Here is a 20382-nt window from a genome sequence, read left to right on the forward strand (position 1 = left end):
TTTTTGTGCCTGAAATTCAGTGATAAAGTACCGTACAGACTGTGGGGATCCTTTGTTCTTATGAGTAGTACTCAGTTGGTTAGACTCTTTATAAAAAGATAAGCGGCCTATCACGCTACCGAAGGCTTCGAGTCCCCTCCACACCGTTAACAAACAATGAAATCCTGAAATTCAGAGATAAAGTACCGAGCAGATTGTACGGATCGCTTGTTATTATGTGTAGTATTCAGTTGGACTGGAAATGCTCTCGGTATTTATCTGTACTTCTCCATCCCAGATTCTTGTTAGACTCTTGATAAAAGATAAGCGATTTATCACACTGAATACTGGATTTTCTTATGATAACTTATTCTATGTGGTATTTTTTTACCTTTTATAGATTAAATGCTTTGTTTCGTTTCAGTTGGGTCTGAGTTGCAGTAAACTATCCGCTTAAACTGATATTAAGGACAGCTCGATGACAGATAAATCAAATAACACCACTCATTTTGGCTATAAAACTGTAGAGTCAGACCAAAAGGTCGATATGGTTGCGAGTGTGTTTCATTCAGTAGCGGCTAAATATGATGTAATGAATGACCTCATGTCTATGGGAATTCATCGTCTGTGGAAACGTTTTACGATTGATTGCAGTGGTGTAAGACCTGGCCATAAAGTTTTAGATCTTGCCGGTGGTACAGGTGATTTAACTGCTAAGTTTTCGCGTATTGTTGGAGACACAGGTGCAGTAACGCTTGCTGACATTAATGATTCAATGCTAAAAGTTGGTCGTGCTAAATTACGTGATCGTGGGATTGTTGGTAACGTGACTTACGTGCAAGCAAATGCTGAAGAACTGCCTTTTCCTGATAATCATTTCGACCTGATCACGATTGCATTTGGTTTACGTAACGTAACTGATAAAGATAAAGCGCTAGCATCGATGTTCCGTGTATTAAAACCTGGTGGTCGTTTATTAGTTCTTGAATTCTCAAAACCAGATTCTGAAGCATTAAATAAAATTTATGATTTTTATTCATTTAATATTTTACCTAAAATGGGTGAGTTAATTGCTGATGATGGTGATAGTTACCAATATCTAGCAGAATCAATTCGTATGCATCCAAATCAAGAAACATTAAAGGGTATGATGGAAACTGTTGGCTTTGAAAGTGTAGAATATCATAACTTGACTGGTGGTATTGTTGCTCTGCATCGCGGTTACAAATTCTAAGGAATACTCATGCCAATCGAAATGCTAGTTACTGCGGGAATTGAAACATTATTGAATCAATTATTAAAAGCAGATACAAATACCGTAGATAAGATCGCGTCGCTAAAAGGTAAAGTGCTACAGGTAAATATTGCTGAACTACCAAAACCACTTTATTTTATTTTTTCATCTCAGATTGATGTGTTAGCCAAGTTCGATGGCGATGCAGATTGCTGTATGGATATAAAGTTATCGAGCCTTTCTCGATTACAAGATAGTTCACAATTTACTGCTTTGATTAAAGAAGGTGAATTGGATATGAGCGGCGATCCTATGGTAGCAAGCAAATTTAGCATTATCTTAAAAGAATTAGATATTGATTGGGAAGAGCATTTATCTCGTTACACAGGTGATGTTGCTGCACACAAGTTACTGCAAGGCGCAAAGTCGAGCCAAACTTGGTTGCAAAATAATATGATGATCGCACGTCATAATATTGCAGAATATTTAATTGAAGAAATACGTTTAGCACCAGGCGCTTTAGAGATTGCTAATTTTTGTGATGAAGTAAGTGAGTTAGAACAACAATGTAAGCAGTTTGAAATGCGTTTGGCATTATTGTCACGTAAGGAAGATGTATAAATGACATTAGTTGAGCTAAAGCGATTTTATCATATCCAAAAAGTTGTTTTGGAATACGGTATTGATGAGTTGTTACCTGCGCAATTGCAGCCGTTATCAGCACGGTTATTTAGAAAATCTATTTTTTGGATCAAAAATCAACATTCAGAAAAATCACCTGCAGAACGTATCAAACTAGCATTGCAGCAACTCGGTCCTGTTTTTATTAAATTTGGTCAGATGTTATCAACGCGTCGAGATCTATTACCGCAAGAGTTTGCTGAGCAATTGGCTATGTTGCAAGATCAAGTGCCACCATTCGATAGTCAATTAGCTATGCAGCAGATTGAATCTGCGCTTGGTCAATCCATTGATGATGTGTTTGATAATTTTGATCCGGTGCCGTTAGCATCTGCATCTATCGCACAAGTGCACACTGCTAAGTTAAAAAGTAATGGTGAAGACGTTGTTATTAAAATAATTCGACCTGATATAGAACCGATTATTCGTGCCGATACTCAGTTGATGAAACGACTATCGAAAGTATTACTGAAGTTAGTTCCTGAGGTTACACGTTTAAGACCACTGGAAGTGGTTCTCGATTATGAAAAAACGATTCTTGATGAATTGAATTTAGAGCGTGAAGCGGCGAATGCAATCCAATTACGTCGAAATTTCCTTGATTCTAAAGAATTGTATGTGCCAGAGATATACCCTGATTTCAGTCATAAAAATATGATTGTGATGGAACGTATTTATGGTATACCGGTATCCGATATTGCTGCGCTGGAAGCTCAGGGTACCAATATGAAACTCTTGGCTGAGCGAGGTGTTGAAACCTTCTTTACCCAAGTTTTCCGCGACAGTTTTTTCCATGCTGATATGCATCCAGGTAATGTTTTTGTTTCTTATGAAACGCCTGAAGATCCTCGCTGGATTGGGATTGATTGCGGTATTGTTGGTACTTTAAATCGTGAAGACAAGCGTTACTTAGCGGAGAATCTGTTAGCCTTTTTTCATCGCGATTACCGTAAAGTCGCAGAGTTACACGTTGATTCTGGTTGGGTACCATCCTATGTTGATGTCAATGATTTTGAATTTGCGATCCGAACTGTGTGTGATCCTATTTTTGAAAAACCATTAGCTGAAATTTCTTTTGGTCATGTACTAGTTAATTTATTTGCTACTGCACGTAAGTTTGATATGACAGTACAACCACAATTAGTATTATTGCAAAAGACATTATTGTACATTGAGGGATTAGGTCGTCAGCTCTATCCTCAACTAGACTTATGGGATACGGCTAAGCCATTTCTTGAGAATTGGGTTAAAGAACAGATGGGGCCGCAAGCAGTCTTTTCTGCAGTAAAACAACGTGCGCCGTTTTGGGCTGAAAAGTTACCAGAACTGCCTGAGTTGGTATTTGATACACTCACGAAAGCGACGAAGCAGCAAGCTAAATTAGATACATTGTTTACCCAAGCAGAGCGGTTTACTCAGCAGCAAGCGTACGCAAATAAAGGCCGTTATTTATTGAGCTGTGGTGGTGTACTTATGATTTGTGCGGCGATCGTGTACAATCCTGATACCACTTCGCTAGCAACTACGTTAGCCAGTATTGGCTCAGGGCTGTTAATCGTAGGCTGGTGTAAGCTTAAGTAGCTTGTACAACAAAATGAGTTAAGCGAAAAAAATTTATCGTAGATCAGAGTGTAGTAAATGTGTAGCTTATATACTGTATACTGATCGACGTTAACAATAACGTATTCAATTATATAAAATAAGGTTTTATCATGGGCGGAATTAGTGTTACTCAGTTAATTATCATTGCTGTAATTATTCTTTTGTTGTTTGGAACTAAGAAGTTACGTAATGTTGGTGGTGATCTAGGTGCGGCAGTTAAAGGCTTCAAAAAAGCCATGAGTGACGAGCCTAAAGATACGAAAGAAGACAATAAAGTATTAGAAGAAACTACTGCAGCAAAAACAGATGTAAGCAAAGAAACGAAAAAAGATAAAGAACAGGCATAATTTATGTTTGATATCGGATTTTGGGAAATTGTGGTTATTTCAGTGCTGGGCCTATTAGTATTAGGGCCTGAGCGTTTACCTGTCGCGATCAGAACTGTGAGCACCTGGGTGAAAACCATCAAGGGTGCCGCTAATTCTGTGAAAGAGGAATTGTCACATGAATTGAAAATTCAAGAAATGCATGACAATTTAAAAAAAGCGGAGCAGCAAGGAATGAATAATATAAGTCCTGATTTGCAAAGCTCTATTGACTCTTTACGTGATGCTGCAGCGTCGGTGACGCGTCCTTATGCGGATGATAAATCGACGTCAACATCTACGCCGAGTGTTGACCAAGTACCTAAAGTAGCAGAGCAGGTAATTGAACAGGATAAAAAATAAATGGCAGCAGATCCAAATACTCAGCCTTTGATTGCCCATTTAATCGAACTGAGAGACAGGTTATTGCGTGCGAGTGCCGCAATTATCTTAGTTTTTATTTCATTAGTGTATTTTGCTAATGATATTTATCAGTTGATATCAGCGCCACTGATTGCGCAATTACCTACTGGTACAAGTATGATTGCAACAGATGTCGCAACACCTTTTTTTACTCCAATAAAGTTAACACTGGTTGCTTCTTCATTTATTGCCATTCCTTGGGTTTTATATCAAGTTTGGGCTTTTATCGCGCCAGGTTTATATAAACACGAGAAGAAATTGATCGCGCCATTGGTGATAAGTAGTGCTTTACTCTTTTATCTTGGCATTGCTTTTTCTTATTTCGTTGTGTTTCCTTTAGCTTTCGAGTTCTTTGCGGCAGCTGCGCCAGAAGGGGTAACATTTGCGCCTGATATTAGTAGTTATCTTGATTTTGTATTGAAGATATTTTTTGCGTTTGGTCTCGCATTTGAGATTCCCATTGCCACATTAGTATTATGCTGGACTGGTGCAACCACACCTGAAAGTTTACGCCAAAAACGACCTTATATTGTCGTTGCGGCATTTATTATGGGGATGTTATTAACACCGCCAGATATTATTTCACAAACATTATTAGCGATACCTATGTTGCTATTGTTTGAGTTAGGTTTATTATTTTCTCGTTTTTACGTTAAACAGGACGAGACAAAAGATGAAGAAGCAGGAACTGATTGATATAGGCGTTAATTTAACAAACGCTGCTTTTCACAAAGATTTACCTGATGTTATTGAACGCGCCTCTGCCCAAGGGGTGCGTCGTTTAATTGTTACTGGCACGGATATCACCGAAAGCCAGTTAGCTTATCAACTTACTCAAGACTACCCACAACAACTTTATGCAACAGCAGGAATTCACCCGCACGATGCTCGACATGCTACAGATGATAGCTGGCAGCAAATTAAAGCCCTTGCTCAATATGACAGTGTCGTCGCTATTGGTGAATGTGGTTTGGACTTCAACCGTGATTTTTCTCCTCGCGCGATGCAAGAAGCCGCATTTGCAAAGCAGCTAGAGCTTGCTGCCGAATTAAATATGCCAGTTTTCATGCATGAACGCGATGCTAACGAACGTTTTATCGCAATCTTAAAAGACTATCGTTCAGCGTTACCTGCAGCTGTATTACACTGTTTTACTGGTTCTGCGAGTGATTTGGCTGCGTGTTTAGAATTGGATTTACATATTGGCATTACTGGCTGGATCTGTGATGAACGTCGTGGGTCGGAATTATACCAGTTGGTACGAGATATCCCTGCTGATCGGTTAATGTTAGAAACGGATGCGCCGTATTTATTACCGAGAAATTTGAAACCAAAACCTAAATCACGTCGTAATGAACCTTGTTATCTCCCGCATGTTGCACAAACGATTGCTACCGCGCGTAATGAGGATGTTGAGCTATTATTGCGTCGCAGTTTACAGGTGACTGAACAGTTCTTTAGGTTACCTAAGCTGTGACCACTATCACTTTATATTGCTTAGTTAATACTTCCTGTATCGAAGACTAGACAAAACCGACTAACCAGTCTATTTTGATTGACTAACTAGTCGGTTTTTATATTGAGGCATGAAAATTATGAGTGTAGCGACAATCAGAACGAATGATAGCGATAGTATCGATGATATTGTAGAAATGGAACAGATCTTTGCAACGCAAAAAGAAGCTTATTTAACCCAACCAGAATGGGATATGGCTGAGCGTAAGAAACGCTTAATATTATTTAAAGCCGCTTTCTTGGCAAACAAAGAAGCATTAGTGACGGCTGTTTCAGAAGATTATGGTCACCGTTCTCGTCACGATACTTTGTATGCTGATATTTTACCGACGACGGCACAATTTAATTATACTTTGGCGCGTTTAGCTAAGTGGATGAAGCCGACGCGACGTAGCCCTGGTTTGTTGTTAGCACCAGCAAGTGTGACGGTCCATTATCAACCTGTTGGTGTCGTTGGTATTGTCGTACCTTGGAACTTCCCGATTAATCTTGCCGTTATGCCTCTGATTACCAGTATTGCAGCTGGTAATCGTGCGATGCTTAAAATGTCGGAATTCACTCCGAAAACTAATCAAGTACTAAAGCAGATCATTACTTCGGTATTTGATAGTAAAGATGTTTGTATTGTTGAAGGTGAAATGGCCTTGTCTGCAGCGTTTACTAAGCTGCCTTTTGATCACTTATTATTTACAGGTTCAACTGTTGTAGGTAAGCATGTAATGCGTGCTGCTGCGGATAACCTAACGCCAGTGACGCTTGAACTTGGTGGTAAATCACCTGTGGTGGTTGCCCCTGATATTGATATTAAAATGGCGGTTAATCGTATTTTGTTAGGAAAAAGCCTGAATGCTGGCCAGATCTGCATTGCACCTGATTATATTCTTTGCCCGCGTGCAAAAGTTATGGAGTTTGTTAAAGAATATCGTAATGAGTTTAATCGTCGTTACCCTACTGCAATGCAAAATGATGATTATACTAATATTGTTGATGCTCGCCAGTATGCTCGTCTTAAATCATGGCTAGAAGATGCACAGCAAAAGGGGGCTAAGGTTGAAACAATGCAAGATGGTTGCAGTCTTGATGATCAAAGACACCGTATGTTACCGCATTTATTGTTAGATGTGAGTGACGATATGCAGCTAATGCAGGATGAAATATTTGGTCCATTACTACCTATTTTACCTTATGATTCGATTGATGATGCGATTCGATATATTAAAGCGCGTCCACACCCATTAGCGTTATATATCATGAGTTTTGATAGTGATATTCAGAAAAAAATTATACGTGAGACGATTTCCGGTGGTGTCGCGATCAATGATACAATCATGCACTTTGCTGCTGACGATGCCCCATTTGGTGGTGTTGGCCCATCAGGTATGGGACAGTACCATGGTATCGAAGGGTTCCGTACTTTTTCAAAATCAAAAACAATATTGAAACAAGGTAAATTCCATTCTACGCGCTTTATTTATGCACCGTATGGGAGTTTGATACAAAAAATCATTTTGAAATTTTTCTTGAGATAATATGACTAAATCTAAAAAAACATTGATCTTGGATGCCGCGTTAGCGTTGTTCACGGTCAATGGTTTTCATGGTACGACGACGGCGGCGATTGCACGTGAAGCAAAAGTTGCAACGGGAACCTTGTTTCATCACTTTGCCACGAAAGAAGCATTAATCGAAGCCTTGTATCTTGAGGTTAAAAAAGAATTTGCTCAGGCTTTATTGCAGCCGAATGATCATCATGCAGAATCTCGATTAACTGATATCTGGGTTAACGGTGTTCACTGGCTAGTTAATCACCCACAAAAAATGGCGTTTATCTTACTTTGTAGCCATTCTTTGTATTTTGATAAAAAGATCCAATTGGCTATTTGGGAAGAGGTATTAGGCTTCTTTACGCAATTACTTAATACGGGTATTCATAACGGTATAATTAAAGACTTACCGATACCATACCTTTTAACGACATGTGAGAGTTTCTTACTATCAACGGCGACTTATGTGTATGCGCTACCTGAGATAGATCAAAAGGCTGCTATTAATTCGTCAATTAATGTAATTGTTGATGCTATTTCAGTACAAGGTGCTGATATTCATTTACTCACGCGGTAAGATGACTATCTAGCCAAGTACAAAGCGTACTTGGTTTCCCAATTCGCATTCCTACCTCGCAAGGAGATATCGTGAGTAAAACTATTCTAGGTGGCTTCCCAAACCGTCGCCCTCGTCGTAATCGTAAAAATGATTTTTCTCGTCGTTTAGTTGCTGAGCATCAATTAACAGTTAATGATCTTATCTACCCTATGTTTGTACTTGAAGGTACAGGTCGTCGTGAAGCGATCGCATCAATGCCGGGTGTTGAGCGCTTATCGATTGATTTGTTACTCGAAGAGGCGGCTGAATTGGTTGCGTTAGGCATTCCGATGATTGCTATCTTCCCGGTTACCCCATTAGAACAAAAAAGCTTACTTGCTGAAGAAGCGTATAACGCTGATGGCTTAGCACAAAAAGCAGTACGTGCATTAAAATCATCATTTCCAGACCTTGGTGTGATGACTGATGTGGCATTGGACCCGTTCACCACACATGGCCAAGACGGTATCATTGATGACTCGGGTTATATTCTTAACGATATTACCACTGAGATCTTAGTAAAACAGGCGCTTTCTCATGCTGCTGCGGGTGCCGATATTGTTGCCCCTTCAGATATGATGGATGGCCGTATAGGCGCTATCCGTGAAGCGTTAGAAAAGGCGGGTCATGTAAATACGCAAATCATGGCTTACTCTGCAAAATATGCATCTAATTACTACGGACCTTTCCGTGATGCGGTGGGTTCTGCGAGCAATCTAAAAGGTGGCAGTAAGGTTACTTACCAAATGGATCCGGCAAACTCAGATGAAGCGTTACATGAAGTAGCGATGGACATCGAGGAAGGTGCTGATATGGTGATGGTGAAGCCGGGTATGCCTTATCTGGATATCGTACGTCGTGTTAAAGATGAATTTGGCGTACCAACGTTTGCTTATCAAGTGAGTGGGGAGTATGCAATGCACATGGCTGCAATTCAAAATGGTTGGTTGAAAGAACAAGAATGTGTTCTAGAATCATTATTATGCTTTAAACGTGCTGGTGCTGACGGTGTTCTGACATATTTTGCGAAACGCGTAGCGATATGGCTTAAAGAAAATAACGTATAATTATTTTACGGCAATAAAAAACCGAGCATGCGACTCGGTTTTTACTTTCTGATTGTCTATTATTTTTCTTGAACTTGTAACACTAAATTATGCTTAGCTTGTAATTCTAACTCAGATGCTAATGCGGCTGCACGTAATGGATGCCGCGCTAACCATTGTGTTGGCAAGGTGATGGTTAATGTATTTTCTTCAGCGAGAGTAAATGAAAACTCTGGGATTGTACCATCAGTACGTCGTAAGGCTAGTGTGTATGATACCCTTAAGATACGACAAAGCAGCAATGCACTTGCGTAACTGATTGCTGATTGTTGTGCTAACAAAGACAAATTTAATTCATCGCGCTGGTTAATTAATAACGCCGACAATAATTGCTTCTGCGCTTTGGTAAAACCAAGCATATCTGTGTTATCGATAATATAAGCCGCGTGTTGTGGCGCTTTCTTATAATCAATTGATAAGCCGATCTCGTGTAGAGAGCTGACATAAGCAAGTAAAGGTCCTGCTTGGGTATCGCCTTCTGAAATCGTTATTTTTAGTTGGTCAAATGCTTCTAACGCTGTACTTTTAACGCGTTCGGCTTGTCCCAGATCCAGTTGATGTTTTACCATTAAGTTATTTACTGTTTGTTGACGTACATTGTGACTTGCACGCAGCCCAGTCATTTCGTAAATAACGCCTTCTCTTAACGCACCGCCAGCTAAAAACATATTGTTGATTTCTAGGCTTTCAAATAGCGCGGTAAGAATGGCTAAACCGCTTGTAAATACGGGTTTTCTATCAGCTGCTAAGCCTTTGATGTTAAGGTTTTCAATATCACCACAGGCAATTGCTTGCTGTTGGATACAGTGTAATTTCGTCAAGGTTATCTGTTCGTTCTCACCTTGTGCGACCATAATTTCTTGTAGCGCTTGGATCGTACCAGAAGCACCTATACACGTATTCCAACCAATGGTTAAATACTTTTCTAGTTGAGGGGTCAAAACTGCTTTTGCCGCATTAATTGCTTGCGTAAAGTTATGTTGATTAAGCTTACCATCAGCAAAATAGTTATTTAACCAAGTAACACAGCCCATCTTAAAGCTATAAAGTAGTTTTGCTTGTGCTTGTTCACCAATAATGAGTTCAGTACTTGCGCCACCGATATCGACCACTAAACGATTGCCTTGGCCACTGCTGGTATAGGCAACGCCTTTGTAGATAAGTGCAGCTTCTTGTTCACCGGAAATAATGTTTACCGGATGTGCCAATATTTTTTCTGCCGTAGCAAGAAATACAGCTACATTTTTTGCTAAGCGCAATGTAGCAGTACCAACAATCCGAATGTTCTCGGCAGGAATGTCTTGTAGCTGCTCAGCAAACAAACTTAAACAATCCCAACCGCGCAGAAGTGCTGCTTGGTTGAGGTTATTTTCTGCATCAAGGCCAGCAGCAAGTCTTACTTTACGCTTCACTTTAGCAACAGTTTGTAGGCTATTGTTAACTTCACGAACGACCAGCATATGAAAGCTGTTTGAACCGAGGTCAATTACGGCATATAAATTTGACGAACTTTTTTTACTCACACTAATCACTTTATCTATAAACAAACTATTTAATTAATGGGTTTTGTTATGCGTATTATGCTGACGTTGGCCAGTACGACGCGTTTTGTTACGATCATTCATTGATCTTGAATTACCTGGACGAGCACGTTTAGTGTGGATCGGTCGTGGTAAGTCAGTTAATAGCGCTGTTTTATCGTAATGACAAACAGGGATCGTATGTTCAATGTATTCTTCAATCGCGGGTAAATTATAAATGTATTTTTCACAAGCGAAACTAATTGAATGACCTTCTGCACCAGCACGACCGGTACGGCCAATACGGTGTACGTAATCACCACAATTATCGGGTAAATCGTAGTTAAATACATGACTTACAGCTGGAATATGTAGACCACGTGCTGCAACGTCCGTCGCGACAAGAATGTCTAATTTACCTTGGGTGAATTGTTCTAGAATACTGTTACGTTTTTTCTGAGGGATATCACCTGTTAATAAACCAACGCGATGTTTATCTGCTGCCAAGTGGCCCCAGATTTCTTCACATTTATGTTTAGTATTGGCAAATACAATGGCACGTTCTGGCCATTCTTCTTCAATTAACGTTTGTAATAATGCCATTTTGTCATCATTTGATGGGTGAAATAGCTCTTGAGTAATACTGCTACCTGTTACTTTCTCTGCTTCAACAGTTACTTCTTCTGGTTCGTTCATGTGCTGATAAGCTAATTCACGAATATCCCAAGTAAAGGTTGCTGAAAACAGTAAGTTTAGGCGCTGTTTTGGTTCTGGCATTTTACGCATCAGATAACGAATATCTTTAATGAAGCCTTGATCTAGCATACGATCAGCTTCATCTAATACTAATGCTTCAACACCTGATAAATCCATTGTTTTTTGTTTTTCAAAATCAATGATACGACCCACAGTACCGATGATGATATCAACGCCTTTTTCAAGGTTTTCACGTTGAATATCGTAGCTTTCACCACCATAAACAAGACCCATTTTAAGGCCAGTTGTTTTGGCAATAGGTAACGCATCTTTATGAATTTGAATTGCAAGTTCGCGTGTTGGCGCTAAGATAATAGCGCGGGGCTTATTTTTTGGACGATCTTCGGCTGGTTTTGTTTTCAATAAATGATGAAAAATAGCGGCCAAAAATGCGATAGTTTTGCCTGTACCAGTCTGTGCTTGACCGGCTACATCTTTACCTTGGATGGCAAATGGCAAGCTAAGTGCTTGAATTGGTGTACAATATTCGAAGCCTGAAGCTTCTAACCCAGCAAGTACGTCGGCATTAAGGCCAAACTGGGAGAACTTATGTTCTGTAAGATGTTTTTTGCTCATTTATTTAGCATATCAGGTTAAGCTTGCATTAAGAACTTAAATCTATTGAAATAGGGCAATGAGTGCCACATATATGTAGTAACAAAATTATTTTTTATTGGAGTTATAAATGAGCGACAAAATTATTCAGCTAACCGATGCTGCTTTCGATATGGATGTGTTAAATTCAGAATTACCTGTACTAGTTGATTTCTGGGCTGAGTGGTGTGGACCTTGCAAAATGATCGCGCCGATCTTAAGCGAAGTTGCTGAAGAGTACGCAGGTAAAGTAACTATCGGTAAATTAAATATCGATCAAAATTCAGGTACACCACCTAAATTTGGTATCCGTGGTATCCCGACTTTATTGTTATTTAAAAACGGTGCAGTTGCGGCAACTAAAGTTGGCGCATTATCAAAAGCGCAACTTCAAAGTTTTCTAGACGAAAACCTGTAGCATGTAAAATATTGACGAGATTTTGTTTTTTAATCTCGTCAATATGCTATTATTCAGTGGACGAATAAAATTATAAATGCTACTTTCGTTGTTCGTTTATTGTTCTACGTGCCGAACCAGGCATCATAATCAATGATCCAATCATTGATTCAATAACTCAAATTATCGATTCATTACTTAGTTAATGACTCACACACTCGATCATTGATTCAAATACTTTATCCTTGGTTGACATTCCGTTACGCAAAGGTTGCATAAGCTCGAACTCATCATTATGAATTTAACCGAATTAAAAAACACACCAGTTTCTGAACTTGTAAAACTGGGCGAATCTATGGGTCTAGAAAATCTGGCTCGCTTAAGAAAACAAGACATCATTTTTTCTATCTTAAAAGCTCACGCAAAAAGCGGTGAAGACATTTTTGGTAATGGTGTTTTAGAGATTTTGCAGGATGGCTTTGGTTTCTTGCGTTCAGCAGACAGCTCTTATCTTGCCGGCCCTGATGATATTTATGTCTCGCCAAGTCAGATCCGTCGCTTTAACTTGCGAACGGGTGATACCGTTGGTGGTAAAATCCGCCCGCCAAAAGATGGCGAACGATATTTTGCCTTGTTAAAGATTGACCAAGTTAACTTTGACCGCCCTGAAAACTCTCGTAATAAAATCCTCTTTGAAAACCTTACTCCAATCCATCCAAATGAACGTCTTCGTTTAGAACGTGGTAATGGCAGTACCGAAGATATCACTTCGCGTATTCTTGATTTAAGTGCACCGATTGGTAAAGGTCAACGTGGTTTAATTGTGGCACCACCGAAAGCTGGTAAAACAATGCTATTACAAAACATTGCCTCTTCAATTGCGTTAAATCATCCTGACGCGACATTGATGGTTCTGCTTATCGATGAACGTCCGGAAGAAGTAACAGAGATGCAGCGTTTGGTTCGTGGTGAAGTAATTGCTTCAACATTTGATGAACCTGCTAACCGACATGTGCAAGTTGCGGAAATGATGATCGAAAAAGCGAAACGTCTTGTCGAGCACAAGAAAGACGTGATCATCTTACTTGATTCTGTAACGCGTCTAGCACGTGCTTACAATACAGTGACACCGTCATCAGGTAAGATTTTATCTGGTGGTGTTGATGCAAACGCTTTACACCGTCCGAAGCGTTTCTTCGGTGCTGCACGTAATGTTGAAGAAGGTGGTTCTTTAACTATTATCGCAACAGCATTGATTGATACTGGTTCGAAAATGGATGAAGTAATTTACGAAGAATTTAAAGGTACTGGTAACCAAGAGTTACACCTTAATCGTAAAATTGCAGAACGTCGTGTTTATCCTGCGATTGACTTCACTCGTTCAGGTACGCGTCGTGAAGAACTGTTAGCAGATAAAGCTGAGCTACAGAAAATGTGGATCCTACGTAAAATCGTGCACCCAATGGGTGAGATTGATGCGATGGAATTCCTGATTGATAAACTGGCTATGACGAAAACGAATGATCAATTCTTCGAAGCAATGAAGAAGCAAAAATCATAATCGCTTAAGTTAACTGTCTGTGATTAATATTTAAAATAAACGCCATACATTTTGTTTTTATAACAAATGTGTGGCGTTTTTTTTTCAAAAAATAGCGTGGAATTGTTTATGAAATATAAAGATCTGAGAGACTTTATTGCCTTACTTGAAAGCAAAGGCGAATTAAAACGTATTCATCAAGAAATTGACCCGTATTTGGAAATGACGGAAATTTGCGATCGCACATTAAAAGCAGGCGGTCCGGCATTATTATTTGAAAATCCGAAAGGCCATACTATGCCGGTATTGGGTAACCTGTTTGGTACACCCGATCGCGTTGCGATGGGGATGGGTCGTGAAAGTGTCAGTGAACTGCGTGAAGTGGGTGAATGGTTATCCTATTTAAAAGAACCTGAGCCACCGAAAGGTTTTAAAGAGTTAATGGAAAAAGTACCGATATTTAAACAGGTACTGAATATGCCCACCAAAAGGCTGCGTAAAGCACCCTGCCAAGAAATAGTGTTAACAGGTGATGATGTTGATTTAAGTCAGATCCCTATTCAGCATTGCTGGCCGGGAGACGTTGCCCCATTAATTACTTGGGGTTTAACGATCACCCAAGGTCCTTATAAAAAACGTCAGAATTTAGGTATTTATCGTCAGCAAGTACTGAGTAAAAACAAATTAATTATGCGTTGGTTATCTCATCGTGGTGGTGCTCTGGATTTTAAAGAATTTCAAGAACTAAACCCGGGTGAAAACTACCCTGTATCTGTGGCACTAGGTGCTGATCCTGCGACAATTTTAGGTGCCGTAACGCCTGTACCAGATACGTTATCGGAATATGCTTTTGCAGGTTTATTACGTGGTAGTCGTACTGAAGTCGTTAAATCTATTTCTAATGACCTTGAAGTGCCTGCAGGTGCTGAAATTATCTTAGAAGGTTATATCGCGCCGGGCGAGATGGCAGAGGAAGGCCCTTATGGTGATCATACCGGTTACTATAACGAGACTGACTCTTTTCCTGTATTTACGGTGACGCACATTACGATGCGTAAAAATGCCATTTATCATTCTACCTATACAGGTCGCCCTGCAGATGAACCTGCTGTATTGGGTGTGGCGCTAAACGAAGTCTTTGTACCGATTTTACAAAAGCAATATCCTGAAATTGTTGATTTTTATTTACCGCCAGAAGGTTGCTCTTATCGTATGGCGGTAGTGACAATTAAGAAACAATATCCTGGTCATGCAAAGCGCGTGATGCTGGGAGTGTGGTCATTCTTACGTCAGTTCATGTATACCAAATTTGTTATCGTTTGTGATGATGATATTAATGCGCGTGATTGGAATGATGTTATTTGGGCTATTACGACCCGTATGGACCCCGCTCGCGATACGACAATGATTGAACATACGCCAATTGATTATCTCGATTTTGCATCACCGGTATCGGGTCTTGGCTCTAAAATGGGTATGGATGCAACCAATAAATGGCCTGGTGAGACAGATCGTGAATGGGGCGAACCAATTGTGATGGATGAGAAGGTTAAGCAGCGAGTCGATGATTTATGGGACGAATTAGCGATTTTGTGATATAAATGAGCTAGATCATAAAAATTCGTGCTTGTCAGAGATTGAGATTGAAAGGGAATGTATGTTAAGAATTAAGTGTGAAGTGACGTTGTTAGAGTCGTATACAGATACTGTATTTAACGTGAAACTAAAACCAGAGCAGAAGGTTGAGTTCCAGGCTGGACAATATCTAATGGTAGTCATGGCAGAAGACGACAAGCGCCCATTTTCTATTGCTTCAAACCCAAGTAATGATGATGTTTTAGAATTACACATTGGTGCATCAGAGCAAAATTCATATGCAATGCAAGTAGTGGAAAGACTAAAGTCAGGTACTATAGAAGTTGAACTTCCAGGTGGTAATGCTGGTTTAAGGGAAGACTCAGAGCGTCCTTTAGTATTGATTGCTGGCGGTACTGGCTTCTCTTACACTAAGTCTATTCTAGAGCGTGCGGTAGAAGTTAATCAACGTCCTATTTCATTATATTGGGGTGCGCGTGAAGCATCACATTTATATGCATTTTCGTTGGCACAAGAATTAGCTGATGCGCATCCACAGGTGACTTTTATTCCTGTTGTCGAAACGGCTCCAGAGCAATGGTCTGGTAAAGTTGGGCAGGTGCATAAAGTAGTCATGGATGATGTTGCTAATTTAGCTGCATGCGATGTTTATATTGCTGGTCGTTTTGAAATGGCTGGTGCTGCGCGTACTGACTTTGCACCACTAGGCGTTAAAGAACACTTATATGGCGATGCATTTGAATTCATTTAATTGATAATGAATGTGCTCGTATTAAAAAAGCCGTAACGGATGTTACGGCTTTTTATTATTTAAAATATCAGGTTAGCTTAGTTGAGAAGAATATGACTAAGTTTGCTGATGATAACTTAAGCTTTTTTTGTACGTTGCATTTGCATCATTAACTAGGCCTAGTTTTTCGTAAGCGTGTGCTAATGCAGTATATGCAGAGGTCGATGGTGATTGGCTTATGCCTTGACTTAGTTCTTCTACCGCTTCGCTCCAGCGCCCTTCTTTTACCATGAGCTGACCAATGCATACAGCTAATAAACCGGAGCCTTCACGGGTCTTTTGTAGACGCTTAAGACGCTCGATCAGTGCATGGTAATCACTAATATTTAATTTGGGAGTTAAGCTGATTAACTCTGGATATAACTCATTACTTAATGCATCCATCATCAGCAGATAAGCTGACTGGTGGTCGTTACGCCCCATTAATAGATTGACTGTTTCTGCTAGATAACGCCCATCATGCTTAAGTGCTTTTGGTAGTGAACTCCAGGTATCAAGTAATCCAGTGCTGCCTTGTTGTTTTGCTACTTCTCCTAAATGTTCGAAATGACTGTGTTTACGTAGTTCATCAGCTTCACCAGAGGTCAGTAATTTTTGTTTTTGTAATGTTGGAATAAGCGAGAGTAATTGTTCCCATTCTTTTCTTTCAATACAGACAGCTTTGAACATCGTTAGCACAACCTTATGCTTTGGATGTTTATCATGTAATGCGGATAGTGATGCAAATGCTTGTTCAAATTGCTGTTGTTCAATTTGTAATTTAGCTTGCGTTATCTCGACTGCCAGGATGTTTTTATCTGCATTCTTGTGTGCTAATAATAAATATTCATCACGTTTTTCTTCATTGCCAAGACCTTGTGCAGATTGTGCAGCGGCAAGGTAATTTAACACGGGGACTTGTGCTTTCTTGGCTGCTTTTAAGGTTAACGTTTCAGCTTGTTTAAAGTCACCACTGGCTAATGCTAAGATCCCTTTTTCTGTTTGTATTTTAGCGCGAGCTTGATGATAGCGATTAAACCAACCTAGGCTGTGAATCAGTTTATTGATTAATGCTTCAAAGCTTAATAAAGTAAAGTAGAAAGCAATAATCATCACGACGGCACTACTGACCGTAGCATCAATGACATAATCACCAGCTGCAATCATTACATAACCTTTATTGCCCATTAAGTATGGGGCACCAATTGCACCAGCAAGAAGCAGCGCGATTAATACTATAAATCTAACCATTTTATCTGCCTCCGTTTATTTTGTGCTAGTACTGTTAGCTAACTCGTTGATTTTGCGATCTCTGATGGTTGTTTGGATCAGTGCCGCACTGTTTAGTTTTTCTGGATATTTTGTGGTAATAGTTGCTTTACTCAATGTATCAAGACTTGCTAGCATACTTTTCGCTGCGGGTTGGTTTACATCGTAATAACGCTTAATCCAAGTTGTTGCTGTTTTCAGTGCATGCTTAAATTTAGCCTGGTCTTGACGGTATATTGCGAGTTCAGCTTGTAATAGTTGTGTTTTTAAATTTTCAGTTAAATACCAAGCTGCTTGTGGTGATAATAGGGCGTCAACTGAATTATCTTGGCGACGGATAGTGATAAAATTATCGCTGAAAGATTGCCATGACTTAGCGAGATTCGCTTTCCAGTCTGAACTATTACTTGATAATGTATTGTCTGTCTTCACTACATCAGGACGAGTAAAGCCTGCTAATACGAGATTATCGACTTCTTCTACTTGAATCGAGAGTTTCAGTGCTAAACCATCATGATCAATACGCGGTAATTTAGTCAGTGTGGCAATATCTTGCTCAATCACTTTGCGCAGTGGTAATAAGCTCGGATCATTTAATTGCGTTAAACGACGACTGGCAGATGATAATAACGCTAAGCTAGTATCAACATCTTGTTCTAGGGCTATTTTTCGGCCAGCGATACGAATTAAGTATTCCGCTTCTGCGAGCATCCATTCATTGGGATTGCGCATTTTAAGATTCGCGACCGCTAATTGTACGGTTTCGAGTTGTGAAGTGGTTAGTTTTTCACTGTCTTGGATCTGGCTAAGCTGTTGCGTCGTTTGCTTTAATTGGTTGGCTACAGCTTTTTTGTCTTCGCTTAACTGCTGACGTAATGAATGTTGAGTATCTTTTTGATCTTGCAACTGTGCTTGTAGTTTTGTTAGCACTTGTTGCTGCAGCTGGTTTTGCTGATGGCTATGATAATAGAGACCTGCGCTAAGGCCTAGCGTTAACAGGATCGCAACCGCACCAGTGAAAATGCCCGCTTTACTTGCTGGCTTACCTTCCGTTGTAATCGTGTCTGATGAATCAACAATGCCTTTGTTGGTTGTTTTAGTATTGGCATTTTGACTATTTTTTTTCTTGTCTGTCATTTAGCTTATTCCTATCTGCATATCCAATTGCTTAACAGCATTAAATAATGAATTATTTGATGCACCACTAGCAATGGTGACGTGTTCTATTCCTAACCCATGAGCAAGTGCTGCTATTCGTTGGCTAGGAACAATAAAGTGTAAGTTTAGTACCCAAGGTAACGCTGTGTAGGGTATCGTTTTTATTAGGTTACCCAGAATTTCACCGCTAGTGATAATAACACTATTAATGGCGAATTGTTGCCACTTATTAATCAACAATTCAGGTTCGTAATCGGGGGAAGAACGTTGATAAACTTCACAATAGGTCACATTTGCCGAGCGTTGTATTAGATCTTCAGCCATTGTCTCTCGGCCCCCATTACCGCGTAGAATAACGATGTTTTTGTGTTCTACTGCCGTATTAATAAGTAGTTTTAACACCCCTTCGCTATCATGTGTTTGGGGTATTTTGGCGTGATTGATACCGTATTTTTGCCAGCGTAGTGCTGTTGTTGGACCTACGGCAATGTAATTTATATGCTGTGGCCAAGTTTTATTTTCTTGTATTAAACTGCGATTCGCATAATTTATAGCATTATCGCTTATGGCAATAATATAGTCACCAGGCTGTAATTTTTCCAGTAATGAACTGACTTTATTAAATTGCTGTCCTGCGGATATATCGATAAACGGACAACATAAGGCAGCCCCATTAGCTGCCTCAATTTGACGAGCTAGTTGCTCGCCTTTAACGCGTGGGCGAGTGATTAGCGCCCTAATTTTCATGCGTCTGCGTTATTATAAACAGCAGCTAAAATTTCTTTTGCACCTTGCGCCAGTAATTCATCTGCAAGTGTGAGTCCTAGCTGGCGTGCATTTTTACGGTCTCCACGGATTTCTGCGCGAATTACTTCAGTGCCGTCTGGTTTTCCAACCAGTCCACGTAGCCATAATTCATCACCGTCGATTAGTGCGTAACTACCGATTGGTACCTGACAACCACCTTCAAGGGCTAAGTTCATTGCACGTTCGGCAAGCACGCGATCACTGGTTAGGGCATCATTTAATGGCGCTAATAATGCTTTTACACGTTCATCTGTTGTGCGACATTCAATGCCAACAGCACCTTGTCCTACTGCTGGTAGGCTTTGTTCTGGTTCAATGTAGCTGGCAATACGGTATTCCATATCAAGACGTTTTAATCCGGCTGCAGCTAAAATTATTGCATCATAATTTTTATTATCGAGTTTGTTTAAACGTGTATTTACGTTGCCACGTAAGTCCATAATTTTTAGATCCGGACGCGCCTCACTCAACTGGCATTGACGGCGTAAACTACATGTACCAACGATTGCACCTGGTGGCAGTTCTTCAATTTTGCGGTAAGTATTTGAAACAAATGCATCGCGTGGGTCTTCACGCTCACAAATTACTTCTAAGCCTAACCCTTCTGGAAATTCAACTGGTACATCTTTCATTGAATGCACGGCGATATCGGCGCGATCTTCAAGCATTGCTATTTCTAGTTCTTTTACAAAAAGACCTTTACCACCCACTTTTGCTAAAGGCGTATCTAAAATGATGTCACCCTTGGTTACCATTGGGATTAATTCAACGGTAAGGTTTTGATGAATTGCTTCTAGGCGTGCTTTTACATATTCAGCTTGCCACATTGCTAATGGGCTTTTACGGGTTGCAATTCTTAGAGTTTCAGTAGCCATTTTATTTCCAAATTTAACTAGATTAGCTAAATATTAACAGATTTAATTCGTTAA

The 20382-nt window shown here is 39.9% G+C and carries 20 protein-coding genes; 14 read left to right on the forward strand and 6 right to left on the reverse strand.

What is annotated here, in order from left to right:
* The first annotated feature begins 457 nt into the window (after positions 1–457).
* From ubiE to hemB, 10 genes are all read left to right on the forward strand, one after another.
* Complete coding sequence (gene ubiE / locus BT797_RS13820) at positions 458–1213, forward strand: bifunctional demethylmenaquinone methyltransferase/2-methoxy-6-polyprenyl-1,4-benzoquinol methylase UbiE (protein WP_045108527.1); 756 nt, start codon at positions 458–460, stop codon at positions 1211–1213.
* A gap of 9 nt (positions 1214–1222) precedes the next feature.
* Positions 1223–1834, forward strand: a complete 612-nt coding sequence (locus BT797_RS13825; RefSeq protein WP_045108528.1) for a ubiquinone biosynthesis accessory factor UbiJ — start codon at positions 1223–1225, stop codon at positions 1832–1834.
* Entirely contained in the window at positions 1835–3475 is a 1641-nt protein-coding gene (ubiB, locus tag BT797_RS13830) for a ubiquinone biosynthesis regulatory protein kinase UbiB (protein ID WP_075472440.1), read from the forward strand.
* A gap of 131 nt (positions 3476–3606) precedes the next feature.
* Complete coding sequence (tatA, locus tag BT797_RS13835; RefSeq protein ID WP_075472442.1) at positions 3607–3843, forward strand: twin-arginine translocase TatA/TatE family subunit; 237 nt, start codon at positions 3607–3609, stop codon at positions 3841–3843.
* A gap of 3 nt (positions 3844–3846) precedes the next feature.
* Positions 3847–4224, forward strand: a complete 378-nt coding sequence (tatB, locus tag BT797_RS13840; RefSeq protein WP_075472444.1) for a Sec-independent protein translocase protein TatB — start codon at positions 3847–3849, stop codon at positions 4222–4224.
* Positions 4225–4980, forward strand: a complete 756-nt coding sequence (gene tatC / locus BT797_RS13845; RefSeq protein ID WP_045108532.1) for a twin-arginine translocase subunit TatC — start codon at positions 4225–4227, stop codon at positions 4978–4980. It abuts the gene before it with no gap.
* Complete coding sequence (locus tag BT797_RS13850; protein ID WP_075472446.1) at positions 4958–5761, forward strand: TatD family hydrolase; 804 nt, start codon at positions 4958–4960, stop codon at positions 5759–5761. The genes tatC and BT797_RS13850 overlap by 23 nt, the downstream gene beginning before the upstream one ends.
* A 118-nt stretch (positions 5762–5879) precedes the next feature.
* Positions 5880–7328, forward strand: coding sequence for a coniferyl aldehyde dehydrogenase (locus BT797_RS13855; RefSeq protein ID WP_075472448.1), 1449 nt, complete (start codon positions 5880–5882; stop codon positions 7326–7328).
* 1 nt (position 7329) lies between these two features.
* Positions 7330–7920, forward strand: a complete 591-nt coding sequence (locus BT797_RS13860) for a TetR/AcrR family transcriptional regulator (RefSeq protein WP_075472450.1) — start codon at positions 7330–7332, stop codon at positions 7918–7920.
* Between the two features lie 71 nt (positions 7921–7991).
* Complete coding sequence (gene hemB / locus BT797_RS13865; protein WP_075472452.1) at positions 7992–9008, forward strand: porphobilinogen synthase; 1017 nt, start codon at positions 7992–7994, stop codon at positions 9006–9008.
* A 59-nt stretch (positions 9009–9067) separates the two neighbouring features.
* Here hemB and gppA read toward each other — a convergent pair whose 3' ends face one another.
* Both gppA and rhlB read right to left on the reverse strand, forming a co-directional pair.
* Positions 9068–10570, reverse strand: coding sequence for a guanosine-5'-triphosphate,3'-diphosphate diphosphatase (gppA, locus tag BT797_RS13870; protein ID WP_045108537.1), 1503 nt, complete (start codon positions 10568–10570; stop codon positions 9068–9070).
* 33 nt (positions 10571–10603) lie between these two features.
* Positions 10604–11899 (reverse strand): ATP-dependent RNA helicase RhlB, encoded by a 1296-nt coding sequence (gene rhlB, locus BT797_RS13875; RefSeq protein ID WP_045108538.1) that lies wholly within the window; start codon positions 11897–11899, stop codon positions 10604–10606.
* A gap of 109 nt (positions 11900–12008) precedes the next feature.
* Here rhlB and trxA point away from each other — a divergent pair, with 109 nt between their 5' ends.
* From trxA to fre, 4 genes are all read left to right on the forward strand, one after another.
* Positions 12009–12335, forward strand: coding sequence for a thioredoxin TrxA (gene trxA / locus BT797_RS13880; RefSeq protein WP_045108539.1), 327 nt, complete (start codon positions 12009–12011; stop codon positions 12333–12335).
* 274 nt (positions 12336–12609) lie between these two features.
* Positions 12610–13875 carry a transcription termination factor Rho gene (gene rho / locus BT797_RS13885; RefSeq protein ID WP_045108540.1) on the forward strand — a complete coding sequence of 422 codons (1266 nt, stop codon included), beginning with the start codon at positions 12610–12612 and terminating at the stop codon, positions 13873–13875.
* A 108-nt stretch (positions 13876–13983) separates the two neighbouring features.
* Positions 13984–15450 carry a 4-hydroxy-3-polyprenylbenzoate decarboxylase gene (gene ubiD, locus BT797_RS13890; protein ID WP_075472454.1) on the forward strand — a complete coding sequence of 489 codons (1467 nt, stop codon included), beginning with the start codon at positions 13984–13986 and terminating at the stop codon, positions 15448–15450.
* Positions 15451–15511: 61 nt separating this feature from the next.
* Complete coding sequence (gene fre, locus BT797_RS13895) at positions 15512–16201, forward strand: NAD(P)H-flavin reductase (RefSeq protein WP_045108542.1); 690 nt, start codon at positions 15512–15514, stop codon at positions 16199–16201.
* A 96-nt stretch (positions 16202–16297) separates the two neighbouring features.
* Here the strand turns inward: fre and BT797_RS13900 are convergent, their stop codons facing one another.
* From BT797_RS13900 to hemC, 4 genes are read right to left on the reverse strand one after another with little or no spacing between them, the layout of a single operon-like run.
* Positions 16298–17470: a heme biosynthesis HemY N-terminal domain-containing protein gene (locus BT797_RS13900; protein ID WP_075472456.1), complete on the reverse strand. Its 1173-nt coding sequence runs from the start codon at positions 17468–17470 to the stop codon at positions 16298–16300.
* Positions 17471–17485: 15 nt separating this feature from the next.
* Entirely contained in the window at positions 17486–18625 is a 1140-nt protein-coding gene (locus tag BT797_RS13905; RefSeq protein ID WP_075472458.1) for a uroporphyrinogen-III C-methyltransferase, read from the reverse strand.
* Positions 18626–19393 carry a uroporphyrinogen-III synthase gene (locus BT797_RS13910; protein WP_045108545.1) on the reverse strand — a complete coding sequence of 256 codons (768 nt, stop codon included), beginning with the start codon at positions 19391–19393 and terminating at the stop codon, positions 18626–18628. It lies immediately after the preceding gene.
* Positions 19390–20328 carry a hydroxymethylbilane synthase gene (gene hemC, locus BT797_RS13915; RefSeq protein ID WP_045108546.1) on the reverse strand — a complete coding sequence of 313 codons (939 nt, stop codon included), beginning with the start codon at positions 20326–20328 and terminating at the stop codon, positions 19390–19392. The genes BT797_RS13910 and hemC overlap by 4 nt, the downstream gene beginning before the upstream one ends.
* Positions 20329–20382: the final 54 nt, after the last annotated feature.

The organism is Moritella viscosa (assembly GCF_900120065.1).
GTDB classification, from domain to species: domain Bacteria; phylum Pseudomonadota; class Gammaproteobacteria; order Enterobacterales; family Moritellaceae; genus Moritella; species Moritella viscosa.